The organism is Pseudomonas sp. CHM02, from assembly GCF_000612585.1.
Taxonomy (GTDB): domain Bacteria; phylum Pseudomonadota; class Gammaproteobacteria; order Pseudomonadales; family Pseudomonadaceae; genus Aquipseudomonas.
The window spans coordinates 62,261-78,116 of sequence record NZ_JFCA01000038.1; the positions used below are offsets into that span (position 1 = coordinate 62,261).

Genomic DNA, 15,856 nt, shown 5'->3' on the forward strand with positions numbered 1-15,856 from the left:
GGAGTACGCTCATGAAGCTGGATGCAAGGAAGCAATCTTTTTTCAGTGAAAATAAGCCGGTCTGTCCGTTAAGAGGCCAGTGGGTTAGCTTTTGTCTGGTCGATGAACTAGGTATTGGAACGGCATACGGTGGTCTGCCTTACACCGTCCACGATAGCGCAGGCCAACAGTACAAAAGCAGGCTGAATGGCGATGGCTTTGCCGAGTTAAGAGATATTTACTGCGGGCCTGTGGTCCTTGTTTTTGACGACCCGTACTCAGGAACGGAGCAGCCGTATCAGCGGCTGATGTTGCGCCACGCTTATAAGCTTCCTATCACCGAGCTTCAGGTTCGCGCTGAAAAAACTCGATTTACTAGCCCCGACGGTCTGCGCACTGAAGCTAATCCGGCACAACAAAAGGCCAACCGGTTCTATCAGGTTGAAGTGCGCGACTTGGTTAGCCATGTTGCCCACTTGCCACCTGTGGAACCGCGGACTCATCAACCCCGACGCCACGCATTAAAAATGTTGGCCGATCTTGGGTTCGGACCGCCCCAACAGACCTTGGCGGGGATCGTGTTGTTTCCCAATAACCATACCGTTCTGGAGGTTCGGCCACTGCGAGCTTTACGTCCGATGCTTTCGACTGAAGACAGCTTCTGTGCCTTGAACCTGTATCAGTTAGCGTTGATGGCCACCTTGAGTTACTGCAATTTCGGCCAGGAGCCACCTCAACGGCCTCAAGAAGAAGTCCGTTTTCCCCTCGACCCCAGCGTCGGTCATTTTTTTGCTGAAAAACTCTCGGGTTATCACGAGGCCTGGCGGGTCGATGCAGAGCAACAGCAGCGCTTCTACCCCTTGTACGAAGAAGTCCCGTACTCCAGGCGTTTCGAGATAGTGCCCTTCGATCCTGCGTTGTATCCACAAAACCGGCCGGAGTTGGGCGACAAGCAGGAGCATCCGGCGAGTTTGCACTTTTTCGATGATGAAGAGTTTGGTACCGATACTCAGGCATTTATCAGCCACCATGACGAGGTAATCCTGATTGCAGTGCGTGGTACTGCCAGTGCAGCTGATGGGTTAAGGGATGCAGATGCCCATCAGGTGGCTTTCGCCGAAGGCGTCGGCAAGGCACATGAAGGTTTTTATCAGGCTTACAGAGCCATGCGCGATTTTGTGCTGCGTTACCTCAGCCGATTTCACTCTGGTCAACGACTAATCATCTGCGGCCACAGCCTGGGCGGTGCAATCGCTTTGCTCCTTGCAGAAGGCCTGCGCCGAGCAACCGAGGGGACCTACAACATCCTCCTCTACACCTACGGCGCCCCTCGCGCAGCCGACTCCGAATTCACCCTCGGCGCCTCAACCCTGGTCCACCACCGCATCGTCAACCACAACGACCCCGTCCCCAGCGTGCCGGCCCCGTGGATGAACACCACCGCCAAACTCTGGGTGCCAGGCGCCGTCACACTGTTCAGTGCGCCCGCGCCGGGCGGGCTGCTGTTTGCCGCCGGCCTGGTACGTTTCGGAGGCAACCCCTACCAGCACCATGGCGAACAGCAACACTTCATGCCGATCGTGCTCGCCGATGGCACGCATTCTTCGGTGTTGTGGAAGCCGGGCTGCGAATCTATCCAGGAAGCCGGCTGCAACCGAGCGTTGCAACTCCATGGCGACATGCCCAATCGTGACAACCTGCTCCGGCAGTTATTCCAGGCCAACCAGCACTTCATGACCGCCAGCTACATCCCGGCCGCGTGGGCGACACTGCGGCGCTGGCAACAAACCCAGGAAAGCAGCGGGCCCCTGGTAACGCCGAGGGAGTTCGAACTGCTCGACCACGCCCTCGAGACCATGCGCCAGCAACTGCGCGACAAGCGTCGTGAACTGGCCCGCCTGAGTCCCGCCAACGACCGTGGCTATGAACACAACGAAGCCTTGAATGCCGAGATCGACCGCTTGCACACCAGTCGCGAACGCCTTGCAAGCCTGCGTTGGCGCCGTCTGGAAGCCCGAGACGTCTATGGCAGTCACGCCCACAATGCCAACGTGCAGCCGAGCCTCAAGCGCTGGTTCAGCCACCGTGAAAACCGTGAGCCGGCCCAGGTCGCCAGTATCCCTCCCGCCATGCCTGACGAATGGGGGAGAGCGCAAACGCTGGATATCGACTCGATCGTCTGAGCCCGGCCTTTAAATGAACTCAACCTGCGCGGGCTGGCGTTTCATCAATACCTGGCCGTTGCGGATCGAGTACAGCGGCAGGCCCTGGCTGCGGATCACCTCGTAGTCGCTGTCTGCGGAGAGGATCAACAGGTTGGCTGGTCGTCCAGGCTCCAGGCCGTAACGGTCCCCCAAGGCCATGGCCTTGGCGCTGTTGTCGGTGACCAGGTCCAGGGCGCTTTGCAGGTTGCGATAGCCGAGCATGTGGCAGATGTGCAAACCGGCTTCCAGCACCCGCAAAATGTTGCCGTTGCCCAAGGGGTACCAGGGATCGACGATGGAGTCCTGGCCGAAACACACGTTCATGCCGGCCTCCAGCAGTTCGTTGACCCGGGTGACGCCACGGCGTTTCGGGAAGGTGTCGAAGCGGCCTTGCAGGTGAATGCTTTCGGTGGGGCAGGAGACGAAGCTGATACCGGAATGCCCCAGCAGGCGAAAAAGCTTGGCGCAGTAGGCATTGTCATAGGAGCCCATGGCGGTGGTGTGGCTGGCAGTGACGCGAGCCCCCATGTCACGGCTGCGCGCTTCTTCGGCCAGCACTTCGAGGAAGCGCGAATGCGGATCGTCGGTTTCGTCGCAGTGCACGTCCACCAGGCAGCCGGTGCGTTCGGCCAGGTCCATCAGGAACTTCACCGAGCTCACGCCCTGGTCGCGGGTGTATTCAAAGTGGGGGATACCGCCGATCACATCGGCGCCGAGGCGGATGGCTTCTTCCATCAGTTCGCGGCCGTTGCGGAACGACTCGATACCCTCCTGGGGGAACGCGACGATCTGCAGGTCGATCAGGTGCGTGCTTTCCTGGCGCACTTCCAGCATGGCCTTGAGTGCGGTGAGGTCCGGGTCGGTGACGTCGACATGGGTACGCACATGCTGGATTCCATGGGCGGCCAGGGCCTGGATCGTCTTCTTGGCGCGGGTCTTGGCGTCTTCCTGGGTGATGGTGGCCTTGCGTTCGCCCCAGCATTCGATGCCTTCGAACAGGGTGCCGCTCATGTTCCAGCGCGGTTCGCCGGCGGTCAGTGTGGCGTCGAGATGGATATGGGGTTCGACGAAGGGCGCAATCACCAGGTTGCCGGCGGCATCGAGGTCGCCCGCCGCCGCAATCGGTGACCCCGTTTGCGGGGTGATACGGGCGATCCGGCCGTTTTCCAGGTGCAGATCATGCAGGCCTTCACGGTTGCGCAGGCGGGCGTTGATGATGTGCATGGGCAAGTTCCTCTTGGCTAAAAACAATCAGGCAGACAGTCGCCAGATCATCAGTGCGATACCGATGTCCAGGCGATCATAAGCATTATCCAGCGTCAGCCCGCACAGGGCTTCGATGCGCTGGACGCGGTGCGTCAGGGTGTTGCGGTGCACGGCCAGCCGCTGGGCGGCGGCCACAAGGTTACCATTCTCGTGAAACCAGGCTTCCAGGGTGGGCATCAGGCTGGGGCCATGGTGCAAGTCATGGCGCAGCAGCGGACCTAGGCGTTCATTCAGGAATTGATCGAGCAGGGCGCGATCACGCACGCCGCTGAGCAATTTGAGTACGCCCAGTTCGTCGTACACGCACAGCCCTGCACGCTCGCTGAACCGCCGCGCGGCCGTCAACGCCTGGCGCGCTTCATCCTGAGCCTGGGCCAGGCGTGCCGGTGGATGCGCGGCGGCACTGAGGCCGATAAACAATTTGAGCGGTGCCAGGCGCAGGTTCAGCGGGTTGAGCCAATTGGCCAATTGCTGACGGTTGGCCAAGGCGGCGACAGCATCCGGGGCCGGCAACAGCAACGTCCATTGTCCGGCCCGCCCAAGCACCGGCAACCCCGCCGACAATTGCCGCAAACGCCGACTGATAGCGTCATGTTGCCGGGCCAGTTGCGCCTCGACCGACGCGGCGTCGCCCTGGGCAAACAGCAACTCACTGCCTTCCAATTGCAGTTGCACCACCTGCCAGTGTCCGGCCAACGACAGGCCCAACTGCCCGCCACGGTGCAGCAGCAGATCCAGGGACTGGTAATCGCCGGTCAGCAAGCGCTCCAGCACATCGTGCCGCGAGCGCCCCAATTGTTCGGACTGGATCAGCGCCGAGCCAATAGCCTGGGTCACCAGCACCATTTTCAGCGAGTAGGGCTGCTCGATCAGCGGTATGCCGGCGGCTTCAGCGGCCTCCAGCAAGCGCTGGGGAATCGCCTGGATATACGCCGGGCCCGTGAGGATCACCAATCCGGCCACCTGACGCTCGCAGGCTTCCTCCAGCAGTTGCAACAAGTTCGCCTCATCCCGTGGGTGGTTGATGCCGGTGACGAACACCAGCTCGCCGCCCAATACCCATTCGGCAATCCCGCTGTTTTCCGCCACGTAGGGCCAGCGCACACCATTCTCCAGGCCCGCCTCACCGGCGCGCAGGCGCATGGACTCCAGGCCCGGCAGGGCCAGCACATCGGCAATGGTCAGGCTCATGCCTGGGCGTCAGCCAAGGGGGCCCGCACGCGTAGTACGGCGGTGAGCACGATGTAGGTCAGGGACGCGGCAACGATGCCTACCAGCGGCGCGACCCAGGGCGAGTTGAACGCCAGCACCGTGCCCACCGCATAGGCCACCAGCCCTGGCCAGTTGAACGCTGGAAGGCGTACATCTGCCAGGCGCGGATAGTGGCCGCGATAACGGTAGAAGAAGTCCGCCATGATCACCCCGCCGATCGGTGGGATCACCGTGCCCAGCAGAATCAGGTACGGCACCAGCATGTCGTACATGCCGAGCAACGCCAGCAGGGTGCCGATCACCGCACCGGCCAGGGTCACGGTCTTGCGCCGCTTGGTGCGCAGTAGGTTACAGCCGGCGACCGCGAAGTTGTAGATGGTGTTGTCCTGGGTACTCCAGATATTGAGCAGCAACATGGCCATCGCCGCCATGGCAAAGCCTTGCAGCAGCAACACTTCGACCACGTCCGGTTGTTGATAGACGATGGCACCGTAGGCGCCGATCAGCACCATCAAGCCATTGCCCACAAAGAAACCGATCAGGCTGGCCAGCACCGCCACCTTGGCCGAGCGTGAAAACCGTGTCCAGTTGGTGGCCTGGGTGGCGCCGCTGACGAAGGTACCGAACACCAGGGTAATCGCCGTGGACAAGTCCAGTTCACCGGTGGGCACTACCGCCAGTAATCCCTCCAGCCCGCCGACTTTCACCGTTGCGACCCACATCGACAGAAACAGCAGGATGCCCATCGCCGGCACGGCGATGTAGGACAGAATCTCCAACCCGCGATAACCGATGTAGGCCGTGGCGCAGAACACCAGGCCGAACAGCACCATCAACGCCAGCACGCTGCCCTGGCTCAGCTCGAAATATTTTCCCAGCACCACGGCGGCGGTGGCTGTGCCCCAGGCGTACCAGCCGATCTGGGTGAAGCCGAGGATCAAGTCGCTGAGCTTGCTGCCCACTTCACCAAAGCAGAAGCGTCCCATCAGTACCGAGTTCAGCCCGCTCTTGAACGCGATGTAACCCAGGCCTGCGGCGTAGATACCCAACAGCAGGTTACCCAGGGCCACGACGCCGAGCATGTCGATGAAACTGAACGCCACTCCCAGCTTGCCGCCGGCAAACATGGTCGCGGTAAAAAAAGTAAAGCCCAGCAGCACCATGGCGGTCGACGCCAGGCCTTTGCGCGCATGCATCGGGACTTCGCTGAGGGGGTAATCGTTGCCCGGTTCTTGCTGCGTCATGTGCCTTGCTCCCTGAATGAGTGACGCAGGCCTATTGCATCGCGCGTGCCAAACCGAAGGCAGTGATAGGCGCACGGTCGGTGCTGTGCACCGTGCACAGTATTTATAGCTAAACAGGGGGTAAACGCAGGAATAGGTGTTCGCAGTGCCCAATCGGGCACGAAAGCGGTGCAGCGGTGATACAAAATGGATCAGTCAAACAGCGTGTAGGTCGTCTCGCCACGATGGAAGGCGAATGCGGCTTCCAGATCACTCTCGATGGTGCGTCCACGGGACAGCGGCGGCAGCTCATCGAGGCGGAAAAAACCCACTTCGGTGGTCTCGAACCCGGCCATCGGCGCCAGTTGGTCCACGCGTTCACACAGGAAGTACAGCTTGTAGAAGTCCCGCACATCCGGGCGATACAACCCCTTGGCCTTATGCGTCACGCTGTACAGTGCCCGAGCGGTCACCGTCAGCCCGGCCTCTTCGCGAATCTCCTTGACGATATTTTCCGCCGCCGACAAACCGATGTCGGCATAACCTCCCGGCAACGCCCAGCAGCCATCGGTCAACTCGCGCACCAACAGAATCCGGTCGCCCTCGATGACTGCACCACGCACATCGATCATCGGCGTCGAATAGCGCTGGGCAAAGTCCGTCACCAAGCCGGTGATGCGTTCCAACGGCACGTTGCCCAATTGCGCCAGCATGCTGTGGGCAATCTCGGCAATTTCTTCCAGGCGCTCGCGCTCGAAATCATCGGTGCAAAAATGCAGCCCCGTAGAGGCCAATGCCTGCAAGCGTTTGGCCTGGGCCAGCCAGGTACTTTCCATGGGCTACTCCTGCAGTGGTTTGGTGGCGGGGCGCATCATGGCTGCGTGCTCCTTTGAACGTCGTTCAATCCGCAGGCGCTTCGAAGATCACTTCGATGGGCCGTTCGAACACCTTGGCGATCTTGAATGCCAACGGCAAGCTTGGATCGTAGCGGCCGGTCTCGATGGCATTGACGGTCTGGCGCGATACCCCCAGGCGCTCGGCAAGGTCGGCCTGGGACCAGCCCAGTTCCGAGCGCAACTGGCGCATCAGGTTGTTCATTGGTAGCGCCTTGTGCCGATGATCGTCGCTACGCACCAGACTCCGCCCATGACCGGCCACACCATGAACGCCGACAGGCGCGGGAAGCCGGCGGTTTCCAGGAAACCGTAGCTGAAGGTCGTGAGCGCAGTGCACACAAAGGCCACGGCGAGCGCTTCGAGTTGGATCTTGCGGCCCATTTCATCCATCGCGTTCAGCCGCCGGATGATCGCAATCGCCATCGCGATCATCGGAATGACCGGCAGCAATGCCAGGGCTATTTTGGCGATGCCGTCGGGCATGGACGAGACGTAGGCGGTGGAAATCACGACGCACAGCATGTACGCCAGCATTGTCACTGCGAATTCCACCAGGAAGCGTTTGACCGACATGACCATCTCCATAAGTAAAGGGTGCTTTACATTGGGGGTGTAGGGTTGCTATGTCAAGTGTGCTTTACATTCGGAATGAAAGGCACAAAAAAACCACCGCAGGGGTGGTTTTTTCACAGCGACGGTTTATTCGCCGCGATAGATGCAGCCGCTGGTGCAGGTCTCGTGGATGCGAATCGCACTGAGCTCGGGCAGCAGGGGTTTGAGCTCATTCCAGATCCACTTGGCCAGCACTTCGCTGGTCGGGTTTTCCAGGCCTGGAATGTCATTGAGGTAGTTGTGGTCGAGGCGTTCGTAGAGCGGCTTGAAAATCGCCTTGATCTCCGAGAAGTCGCGAATCCAGCCGGTATGGGGATCCAGGTCGCCGCTCAGGTGGATCGCCACCTTGAACGAATGCCCATGCAGGCGCCCGCATTTGTGGCCCTCCGGTACGTGGGGCAGGCGGTGGGCGGATTCGAATGTAAATTCCTTGAAGATTTCCACAGTGTTTTAAGCTCGGTCGGTGTCTGGCAGGTGGCGAGTTTAACAGCTTGAGCCCTGACCGCGCATACCGCCCCTCTGTAGGCGCGAGCTCGCTGGCGAAAATCGTTAGCTCTGACGCGGGGATCCTGAATGAACGCGGCGTTCTTGAGTGTTTTTCGCGCGCAAGCACGCTCCTGCACTATCAAAGGGGCAGTAGCCGTTCGCCCAATGTGCCGTTATCCGCCAGCGCCAGAAACTCATCCCCCAGCCGCTGGCTTTCACTCATCGCTGTCTGCCAGTACTTGTTGCGGCTCGGGTCATCGCCCATGAAGCGCTTGAAGTCGCTGCGGTCCGGCAGTTTGCCGTGGGGCAGGCGGGCCAGGTAGTCCCTGGACGGCGCCAGCAGCAACACATCCTGCAAGCCCTGTTGATTACTGCGACGCCACGGCAGGCCCTTGTCGAACCAGCCGGGGATGACCCGGTCGGTGAAGTGCGGGTACAGCACGATGTCATCGCCGTGGTAGGGCAGGTCGAGGTGGTAGTCCAGCAGGCCGCCGTCGCGGTAGGTGCCGGCGCCGGCGCCCGGCAGGTCGCGCACGCCTTGCATCACCATGGGGATCGAGCCCGATGCCAGCAAGGCCTGGCGCAGATTGCCCAGTTCCAGGGCCAGGAAGCGCGAGGGGAAATCCTTCAATGGATGCACCGGCGGCGCCTGGCGCGGGTCGTGGATGATCAGCCGTTCGAAGTGCCGCGACAGTCGTGCGCGGCCGCGCAAGTTGTCGGCAATCACCGACGACAGGCCCAGCCCGAGCCGCCCACGGTGGTCGTCGGCCAGCAGGCCATGGCTCTTGACCACCATGATGTTGAGGCGATAGGCCGGATTGTCCAGCACCCGTGCATCGCGGCCGGCCAGCAGGTCGTCGAGCATGCGCTGGCAGCTCTGGCTGACTTCGGCCATGGTCACGCCTTTGGCAAAGCGTTGTTCGTTATACAAGCGGCCGAGGTCCAGCAGGCCTTGCACCGGGTCGGGCAGGCAGGCGCTGGCAAACCGCCAGGAACCGATGGACGCGCCGATCAGCGCCCGCTCCCGCGGCGCGCGGGGCAGCCAGTCGCCGAACAGCGCCAGGTCCAGGCCCTGGATGCCCAGCGCCTTGGGGCCGCCAGCCGCGCCCGGCAGGATGCCGACATCGGCAGGCTTGAGGCCTTGCTCACGAATGCGCGCAAAGGCGCGTTTGCCGGCCTTGAGCGTCAGGGCAGGAAACTTGATGTGGATGGCTGTCATACCGGTCTCTGTTCGAGCGAGCGGGGCATTATAGAAAATCTCGCGGGATGTGGGAAAAGGCCTGGGTGGGAATTGCCATGGTGGCAATTCAGTTTCAGTTAAGTTGCAGGGCGTACGGTGGCCGGCGTAGGAAAATATCCTGTAACGGAGACTTATCATGAAGCGCCTCACCGCTCTGGTCGCCGCCGGTATCATCGCCTTCACGGCGACCCAGGCCCGAGCCGTGGACCCCGACAAGCCACTGAACGTGCCTGCCGCTGTTACTATTGTCGCCTTTGACCAACTGGAAGCCACGGCCCTGGCCCTGCATCCCGGTTCGACACTGCTGGATACCGACCTGGACGAGGCCTATGGCAAGTACGTCTATGAGGTCGAATTGGAAGATGCCCACGGCATCGAATGGGATGTTGAATTGGACGCGCTCACCGGGCAGGTTCTCAAGAATCATCAGGATACGTAATGAAGGTAAATTTACGCGCAGGCAGTCGCGTGGCGCTGGTGCTCATGGCATTTTGCTCCAGCCTGGCGGCCCGCGACCTCAACCAGGATGAAGCCTTGGCGCTGCGTCAGCAGGGGGTGATCCTGCCGCTGGAGCAACTGCTGCAGCAAGCCATGGCGCGCTATCCCGGCTCACGCCTGCTGGAAGCCGAGTTGGAAAAGAAGCATGGGCAATATGCCTATGAAGTGGAACTGGTGACCACCGAAGGCGTGGTGCGCGAGATCAAGCTGGACGCGAGCACCGGTGTGCTGATCAAAGACGAGGAAGACTGATGCGCCTGCTGCTGGTGGAAGACAACGTACCCTTGGCTGATGAATTGCTGGCTGGCCTGCAGCGCCAGGGCTATGCCGTCGATTGGCTGGCGGACGGGCGTGACGCCGTCTACCAGGGCCGAAGCGAGCCCTACGACCTGATCATTCTCGACCTGGGCCTGCCCGGTCTGCCGGGGCTTGAGGTACTGGCGCAGTGGCGTGCCGCCGCGTTGGCGACGCCTGTGCTGATCCTCACGGCCCGCGACTCCTGGGCCGAGCGCATCGAAGGGCTCAAGGCCGGCGCCGACGATTACCTGGCCAAACCCTTTCACCCCGAAGAACTGCACTTGCGCATCCAGGCGCTGTTGCGCCGTTCCCACGGCCAGGCCAACCAGCCCACGTTGCAGGCTGCCGGCCTGCACTTGGATGAAGGCCGCCAGTGCGTGCTGCGCGACGGGGCCGAGATCCAGCTGACCGCCGCCGAATTCCGCCTGTTGCGCTATTTCATGCTGCACCCCGAACAGATTCTGTCGAAAAGCCACTTGGCCGAGCACCTGTACGACGGCGAGACCGAGCGCGATTCCAACGTGCTGGAAGTCCACGTCAACCACCTGCGCCGCAAGCTGGGCCGCAGCGTGATCGAGACCCGGCGCGGCCAGGGTTACCGGTTTGGCGCCAGTCCTGCATGAGGTCGATCCAGCGACGCCTGAGCCTGGGCCTGATCAGCGTGATGGTGATCGTCGGCGTGGTGCTGGCGCAGACCAGCCTGTGGCTGTTCGAAGCCGGTTTGCAGCGTTACCTCGAAGCCGGGCTGCGCAACGATGCCGAAAACCTGCTGGTGGCGCTGGTACGCGGGCCCAACGGCGTGCAACTGGATGAACAGCGCCTGTCGCCGGCCTATCAGCGACCGTTCTCCGGGCATTACTTTCGCATCGACTTTGCCGATATCCACTGGCGCTCCCGTTCGTTGTGGGACCAGGAACTGCCGCGCCTGCCCGAGGCCGGGCTCAAGGGCAACCTGCAACTGGGGCCGGAAGGCCAGCAACTGCTGGTGCTGCGCTCGGACTACAAGCGCTTCGGCCAATCGATTTCCATCAGCGTGGCCCAGGACTACACCCCGGTGCGTGAAAGCTTCCGCCTGATGCGCCAGATCGGCCTGGTGCTGGGGCTGGCGGCGTTGTTGCTGGTGCTGGTCCTGCAACGCGTCACCGTGCGCCGCGCATTGCGCCCGCTGGAGACCGCACGCAACCAGATCGCCCAACTGCAGCAGGGCCAGCGCTCGCAACTCGACACCCAGGTGCCGCTGGAACTGGAGCCGCTGGTGGCGCAGATCAACCACTTGCTGGCCCACACCGAAGACAGCCTCAAGCGTTCACGCAATGCCTTGGGCAACCTCGGCCATGCGCTCAAAACCCCATTGGCAGTCCTGTTGAGCGCGGCGTCCAGCGAGGCGCTCAAGGACCACCCTGAACTGAGCAAACTGTTGCGTGACCAGTTGGAGCAAGTGCAGCAACGCCTCAACCGCGAACTCAACCGCGCTCGCCTGGCGGGTGAAACCCTGCCCGGTGCGTTGTTCGATTGCGAGAAAGAGCTGCCCGGCCTGCTCGCCACCCTGACCATGATCCACGGTGAACACCTGGACCTGAGCTATCACGCCGCGCCTGGCCTGCAACTGCCTTGGGACCGTGAAGACTTGTTGGAGCTGCTCGGCAATCTGTTGGATAACGCCTGCAAATGGGCGGATGCCGAGGTGCGCCTGACCGTCACCGACGCTGAGCACCGTTACCTGTTGGCGGTGGAAGATGATGGCCCCGGCATCCCCGAAACCCAGCGTGACAAGGTGTTCAGCCGTGGCGCGCGCCTGGATGAGCAGATTGACGGTCATGGCCTGGGGCTGGGGATCGTGCGGGATATCGTCGAGGTGTGGGGCGGGGTGTTGCAGTTGCAAGCGTCTGAACTGGGCGGCCTTAAAGTGCTGATCGAATTGCCCAAGCGCTAACGCACACCCTGTAGATGCCGGCTTGCCGGCGATGAGGCCAGTGACCTTGTGATGATTTCAAGGCCGCCATCACCGGCAAGCGGGCTCCTACACGTGTGCGTTTTTACACGCGGAATTGATCCATCAACCCCTGCTGCTGATTCGCCAGGCTGTTCAACGCCTGGCTCACCCGTGCCGACTCGTTCGCCTGTTCCGACAGCGACTCGGTCACATCGCGAATCGTCGCCACGTTGCTGTTGATCTCCTCGGCCACCGCGCTCTGTTCTTCGGCGGCGCTGGCGATTTGCAGGTTCATGTCGCTGATCACCGTGACAGCATCGCCAATCTGGCGCAGGGCGGTCACGGCCTGCCCGACTTGTTCGACGCTGCCCTGGGCCTGGCGATAGCTGTTGCCCATGGAACCGACCACCTCTTCGGTGCCGCTTTGCAAGTGTTCGATCACCAGGCGGGTTTCTTCCACCGACTCCTGGGTGCGCTGCGCGAGGTTGCGCACTTCATCGGCCACCACCGCAAAGCCACGGCCGGCCTCACCGGCACGCGCGGCTTCGATGGCGGCGTTGAGCGCCAGCAGGTTGGTCTGCTCGGCGATGCCGCGAATGACTTCCAGCACCGAACCGATTTTCTCGCTGTTGGCGGCCAAACCTTCGACCTGGGTCATGGCGGTGCTCATATCTGCCGCCAGCTCGCCGATGTTGCGGGTGGTGCGGTCGATCACCGTGAGGCCGTCGCGGGTGGCCTGGTCGGCATCGCGTGCGGCTTGCGCAGCCTGTGCGGCACTGCGGGCCACGTCCTGGGCAGTCGCACTCATTTCATGGGAGGCGGTGGCCACCTGATCGACCTGGCGGTACTGCTGTTCCATTCCGGCGCTGGTTTCAGTCGCAATGGCAGCGGACTGGTCAGCGGTGCCCCGGGCGTCCTGCACCGAGCGTTTCACCTCGGCGATGATCGGTTGCAGCTTGTCGAGGAAACGGTTGAACCAGCCGGCCAACTGGCCCAACTCGTCCTGTTTGTTGTAGGCCAGGCGGCGGGTCAGGTCGCCTTCGCCGCTGGCGATGTCTTCGAGCATGTGCGCCACGCCGAGGATCGGCCGCGTCACGCTGCGCGCCATCAGCCACACCAGGATCAAACCGACCACGGCGGCAATCAAACCCAGGCCCAGTTCCAACAGGGTGCCCTTGGCATTGTCGGCATCCAGTTGGGCTTTCAGCGCTTCGGCGGGGGCGACCAGGACTTTTTCCGGTACATCCAGCAATACGCCCCACGGTTTGCCATCCGGAATCGGTGCGAACGGCGCCAGTACCTTGAGCTGATGGTCGGTACGCAGGCTGCGGATCTGTGTGCTGCCGGCCAGGGCGCTGATCAACTGCGCGCCGGTGGCGATGTCGACCTGGTCCAGGCGCTGGCTGAGTTTGCTCGCGTCTGCGCTGTGGCCGGCGAGCAAACCAGCAGGGCTGAGGATGCTGACCTGGGTCTGGCCGTCGTACAGCTTCTGGCTCGCTTGTTGGCTCACGGCCTGCAAGCTGTTGAGGTTGATGTCCACCGACAACGAGGCGATGACTTTGCCATTGACCATCAGCGGGAAGACGATGCTGGTCATCAGCACGTTTTGCCCGTCGATCTTGTAGAAGTAGGGTTCGATCACGCACGGCTTGAGGGTGGTGCGTGGGCAGGTGAACCAGGCGTTGGCCTTTTCACCGCTGGGGCCGGTGCTGGTGTCGGACATGTCGCTTTCCGGCAACGCCATCGAGGTCAACTTGCCCGGCGTCGGTTGCGACCAGTACAGGGCGAAGCGTCCTTTGTCGTTGCTGCCCAGCTCCGCCTGGCCGGCGAACAACTCATCCTTGCCATCCAGGGCATTGGCTTCGAACACCAGGGACAAGCCGAGCAAATCCGGGTTGGCCTGCAGCGCGGCCTTGACCTGGCGGGTCAGGTCTTCGCGGGTGTCGAAGGCGTCGAGAAAGCGCTTCTCGGCTTGCTCGCGCAGGAACAGCACCTGGCGCGAAAAGCCATGGCCGTACTGGAAGGCGTCCATGAACTGTTGGCGGATGCCCAGCGCCTGCACTTCACCCTGGGCCTCGATGCGCGCCTGGGCGGCTTCATCCAGCATCAGCATGCTGGAGGCCTTGACCTGCTGCGAGCTCTGCTCCATGCGATACAGCGACAGACCCACCAGCAGGGTCACGATTCCCAGCAGGCACAGGCCGGCGAGCAGGGTGATTTTCCATTGAATGGAGAGCTGCCTAAGCGACATCGGTACATCCTTACCTGAAAACACATAGACCTCGGTTATCGGCCGATGCCGGTTTTTCTTTATTCAAACGATCAATTTAAACCTGCTTTTGTGGTGAGCGAGTTTGCTCGCGCTGGAGTGCGCAGCGCTCCCATTGATTTTGGGGCCGCTGCGCAGCCCAGCGCGAGCAAGCTCGCTCACTACAAGGTTCGTTTTTTGACATGTGAACCTGCGTCCGGCAAAGTGCGCGCCCTCTAATAAGACCTCCTTCAAGCCTGCACGCTGGCTGCCACCCGATGGCCGCCTGGGCGCGGGCATGCCTGTTTTTTATGTTTTTGCTTGAGGTAACCATGATTAACGCAGTCATTGCCGCGGTCGGCACCATGCTGGTGCTCAGCCTGTCCCGCGTGCATGTGGTCATCGCCATTATCGTCGGTGCCCTAGTGGGCGGCCTTACCGGCGGCCTGGGTATCGAGGCCACGCTCAAGGCCTTCAATGGCGGCTTGGGCGGGGGTGCCACCGTGGCGTTGTCCTACGCATTGCTTGGCGCTTTCGCCGTGGCGATTGCCAAATCCGGCCTGGCCCACGCCCTGGCCGACAAGGCGCTGTTGCTGGTGGACCGCCAGGAAGCCACCGGCGGCAGTCACGTCAAATGGCTGCTGATCGGCCTGCTGTGGGTGGTCGCGATTGCCTCGCAGAACGTCCTGCCGATCCATATCGCGTTTATCCCGTTGCTGGTGCCGCCGCTGCTCTACGTGCTGACCAAACTGCAACTGGACCGCCGCCTGATCGCCTGCGTGATGACCTTCGGCCTGATCACGCCTTATATGTTCCTGCCGGTGGGCTTCGGCAATATCTTCCTCAACCAGATCCTGCTGGCCAACGTGGCCAAGAGCGGCGTGGACATCAGCCAGGTCAACGTCACCCAGGCCATGAGCCTGCCGGCGCTGGGCATGGTGGTCGGCCTGCTGGTGGCGGTGTTTGTCAGCTACCGCAAGAAACGCGTGTACGACCTGGAGAAAATCGAGCGGGTCGAACAGGTGGCCGTGCAGTACAACCCGCTGACCCTGCTGGTGGCCGGCCTGGCGATTGCCTCGGCGTTCATTATCCAGCTGTGGCTGGACTCGATGATCATCGGCGCCCTGGCCGGGTTCCTGATCTTCTCGGTGTCGGGCATCGTTCGCTGGCGCGACACCGACGACCTGTTCACCGAAGGCATGAAGATGATGGCCATGATCGGCTTCATCATGATCGCCGCCTCGGGTTTTGCCGAAGTGCTCAAGGCCACCGGCGATGTGCGTTCGCTGGTGGAAGCCTCGGCAGCCTTTATCGGCCACAGCCGTGGGGTAGGGGCGTTGCTGATGTTGCTGGTCGGTTTGCTGGTGACCATGGGCATCGGCTCGTCGTTTTCCACGGTGCCGATCCTGGCCGCGATCTTTGTGCCGCTGTGCGTGCAACTGGGCTTCAGCCCGCTGGCTATCGTGTGCATCGTCGGCACGGCCGGTGCGTTGGGCGACGCCGGTTCGCCGGCCTCGGACTCCACCCTTGGCCCCACCTCCGGCCTGAATATCGACGGCCAGCATCACCACATCTGGGACACCGTGGTGCCGACGTTCCTGCACTACAACCTTCCGCTGCTGGCATTCGGCTGGCTGGCCGCCATGACCCTCTGACCGCAGCGGGCTTGTTGTAGTGAATGGGCTTGTTGTGGTGAGCGGGCTTGCCCCGCGCTGGGTGGCGAAGCCGCCCCAAATCCAGGCACCTCGATTTTTTCTGATAC

14 protein-coding genes and 2 pseudogenes are annotated in these 15,856 nt (G+C 62.0%); 6 read left to right on the forward strand and 10 right to left on the reverse strand.

Going from position 1 to position 15,856, the window contains the following annotated elements; all coding sequences use genetic code 11:
• Positions 1-11 precede the first annotated feature (11 nt).
• Positions 12-2,162, forward strand: coding sequence for a lipase family protein (locus tag BM70_RS0121915; protein ID WP_025857996.1), 2,151 nt, complete (start codon positions 12-14; stop codon positions 2,160-2,162).
• Between the two features lie 9 nt (positions 2,163-2,171).
• Here the strand turns inward: BM70_RS0121915 and codA are convergent, their stop codons facing one another.
• From codA to BM70_RS0121955, 8 genes are all read right to left on the reverse strand, one after another.
• Positions 2,172-3,407 (reverse strand): cytosine deaminase, encoded by a 1,236-nt coding sequence (codA, locus tag BM70_RS0121920; protein ID WP_025857997.1) that lies wholly within the window; start codon positions 3,405-3,407, stop codon positions 2,172-2,174.
• A 27-nt stretch (positions 3,408-3,434) separates the two neighbouring features.
• Entirely contained in the window at positions 3,435-4,640 is a 1,206-nt protein-coding gene (locus BM70_RS0121925; RefSeq protein WP_025857998.1) for a PucR family transcriptional regulator ligand-binding domain-containing protein, read from the reverse strand.
• A complete protein-coding gene (codB, locus tag BM70_RS0121930; protein WP_025857999.1) occupies positions 4,637-5,905 on the reverse strand; it encodes a cytosine permease in 1,269 nt (422 codons plus the stop codon). Before codB ends, BM70_RS0121925 begins: the two co-directional genes overlap by 4 nt.
• A gap of 191 nt (positions 5,906-6,096) precedes the next feature.
• The gene (locus BM70_RS0121935) at positions 6,097-6,720 is read right to left on the reverse strand and encodes an NUDIX hydrolase (protein ID WP_025858000.1); all 624 of its coding nucleotides are present in this window, start codon (positions 6,718-6,720) and stop codon (positions 6,097-6,099) included.
• Between the two features lie 64 nt (positions 6,721-6,784).
• Positions 6,785-6,982: a helix-turn-helix transcriptional regulator gene (locus BM70_RS0121940; protein ID WP_025858001.1), complete on the reverse strand. Its 198-nt coding sequence runs from the start codon at positions 6,980-6,982 to the stop codon at positions 6,785-6,787.
• The gene (locus tag BM70_RS0121945) at positions 6,979-7,353 is read right to left on the reverse strand and encodes a hypothetical protein (protein ID WP_025858002.1); all 375 of its coding nucleotides are present in this window, start codon (positions 7,351-7,353) and stop codon (positions 6,979-6,981) included. The genes BM70_RS0121940 and BM70_RS0121945 overlap by 4 nt, the downstream gene beginning before the upstream one ends.
• Before the next feature lie 126 nt (positions 7,354-7,479).
• Complete coding sequence (queD, locus tag BM70_RS0121950) at positions 7,480-7,836, reverse strand: 6-carboxytetrahydropterin synthase QueD (protein WP_003190259.1); 357 nt, start codon at positions 7,834-7,836, stop codon at positions 7,480-7,482.
• 181 nt (positions 7,837-8,017) lie between these two features.
• Positions 8,018-9,097 (reverse strand): hypothetical protein, encoded by a 1,080-nt coding sequence (locus tag BM70_RS0121955; protein ID WP_025858003.1) that lies wholly within the window; start codon positions 9,095-9,097, stop codon positions 8,018-8,020.
• Between the two features lie 157 nt (positions 9,098-9,254).
• Here BM70_RS0121955 and BM70_RS0121960 point away from each other — a divergent pair, with 157 nt between their 5' ends.
• Genes BM70_RS0121960 through BM70_RS0121975 form a run of 4 tightly spaced genes read left to right on the forward strand, consistent with a single transcriptional unit; the run spans position 9,255 to position 11,846 of the window.
• The gene (locus BM70_RS0121960; RefSeq protein WP_025858004.1) at positions 9,255-9,557 is read left to right on the forward strand and encodes a PepSY domain-containing protein; all 303 of its coding nucleotides are present in this window, start codon (positions 9,255-9,257) and stop codon (positions 9,555-9,557) included.
• Complete coding sequence (locus BM70_RS0121965; protein ID WP_016980044.1) at positions 9,557-9,868, forward strand: PepSY domain-containing protein; 312 nt, start codon at positions 9,557-9,559, stop codon at positions 9,866-9,868. The genes BM70_RS0121960 and BM70_RS0121965 overlap by 1 nt, the downstream gene beginning before the upstream one ends.
• The gene (locus tag BM70_RS0121970; RefSeq protein WP_025858005.1) at positions 9,868-10,536 is read left to right on the forward strand and encodes a response regulator transcription factor; all 669 of its coding nucleotides are present in this window, start codon (positions 9,868-9,870) and stop codon (positions 10,534-10,536) included. Before BM70_RS0121965 ends, BM70_RS0121970 begins: the two co-directional genes overlap by 1 nt.
• Positions 10,533-11,846 carry a sensor histidine kinase gene (locus BM70_RS0121975; protein WP_025858006.1) on the forward strand — a complete coding sequence of 438 codons (1,314 nt, stop codon included), beginning with the start codon at positions 10,533-10,535 and terminating at the stop codon, positions 11,844-11,846. The genes BM70_RS0121970 and BM70_RS0121975 overlap by 4 nt, the downstream gene beginning before the upstream one ends.
• A gap of 103 nt (positions 11,847-11,949) precedes the next feature.
• Here BM70_RS0121975 and BM70_RS33980 read toward each other — a convergent pair.
• Together BM70_RS33980 and BM70_RS33985 are read right to left on the reverse strand one after the other, a co-directional pair.
• Positions 11,950-12,459 (reverse strand): annotated as a pseudogene (locus BM70_RS33980) (methyl-accepting chemotaxis protein); the annotation flags it as partial.
• 348 nt (positions 12,460-12,807) lie between these two features.
• Positions 12,808-14,097: pseudogene (locus BM70_RS33985) on the reverse strand (HAMP domain-containing protein); the annotation flags it as partial.
• Positions 14,098-14,429: 332 nt separating this feature from the next.
• Between BM70_RS33985 and BM70_RS0121985 the strand changes: the two are divergent.
• Positions 14,430-15,749 carry a Na+/H+ antiporter family protein gene (locus BM70_RS0121985; protein WP_177326577.1) on the forward strand — a complete coding sequence of 440 codons (1,320 nt, stop codon included), beginning with the start codon at positions 14,430-14,432 and terminating at the stop codon, positions 15,747-15,749.
• Positions 15,750-15,856 lie beyond the last annotated feature (107 nt).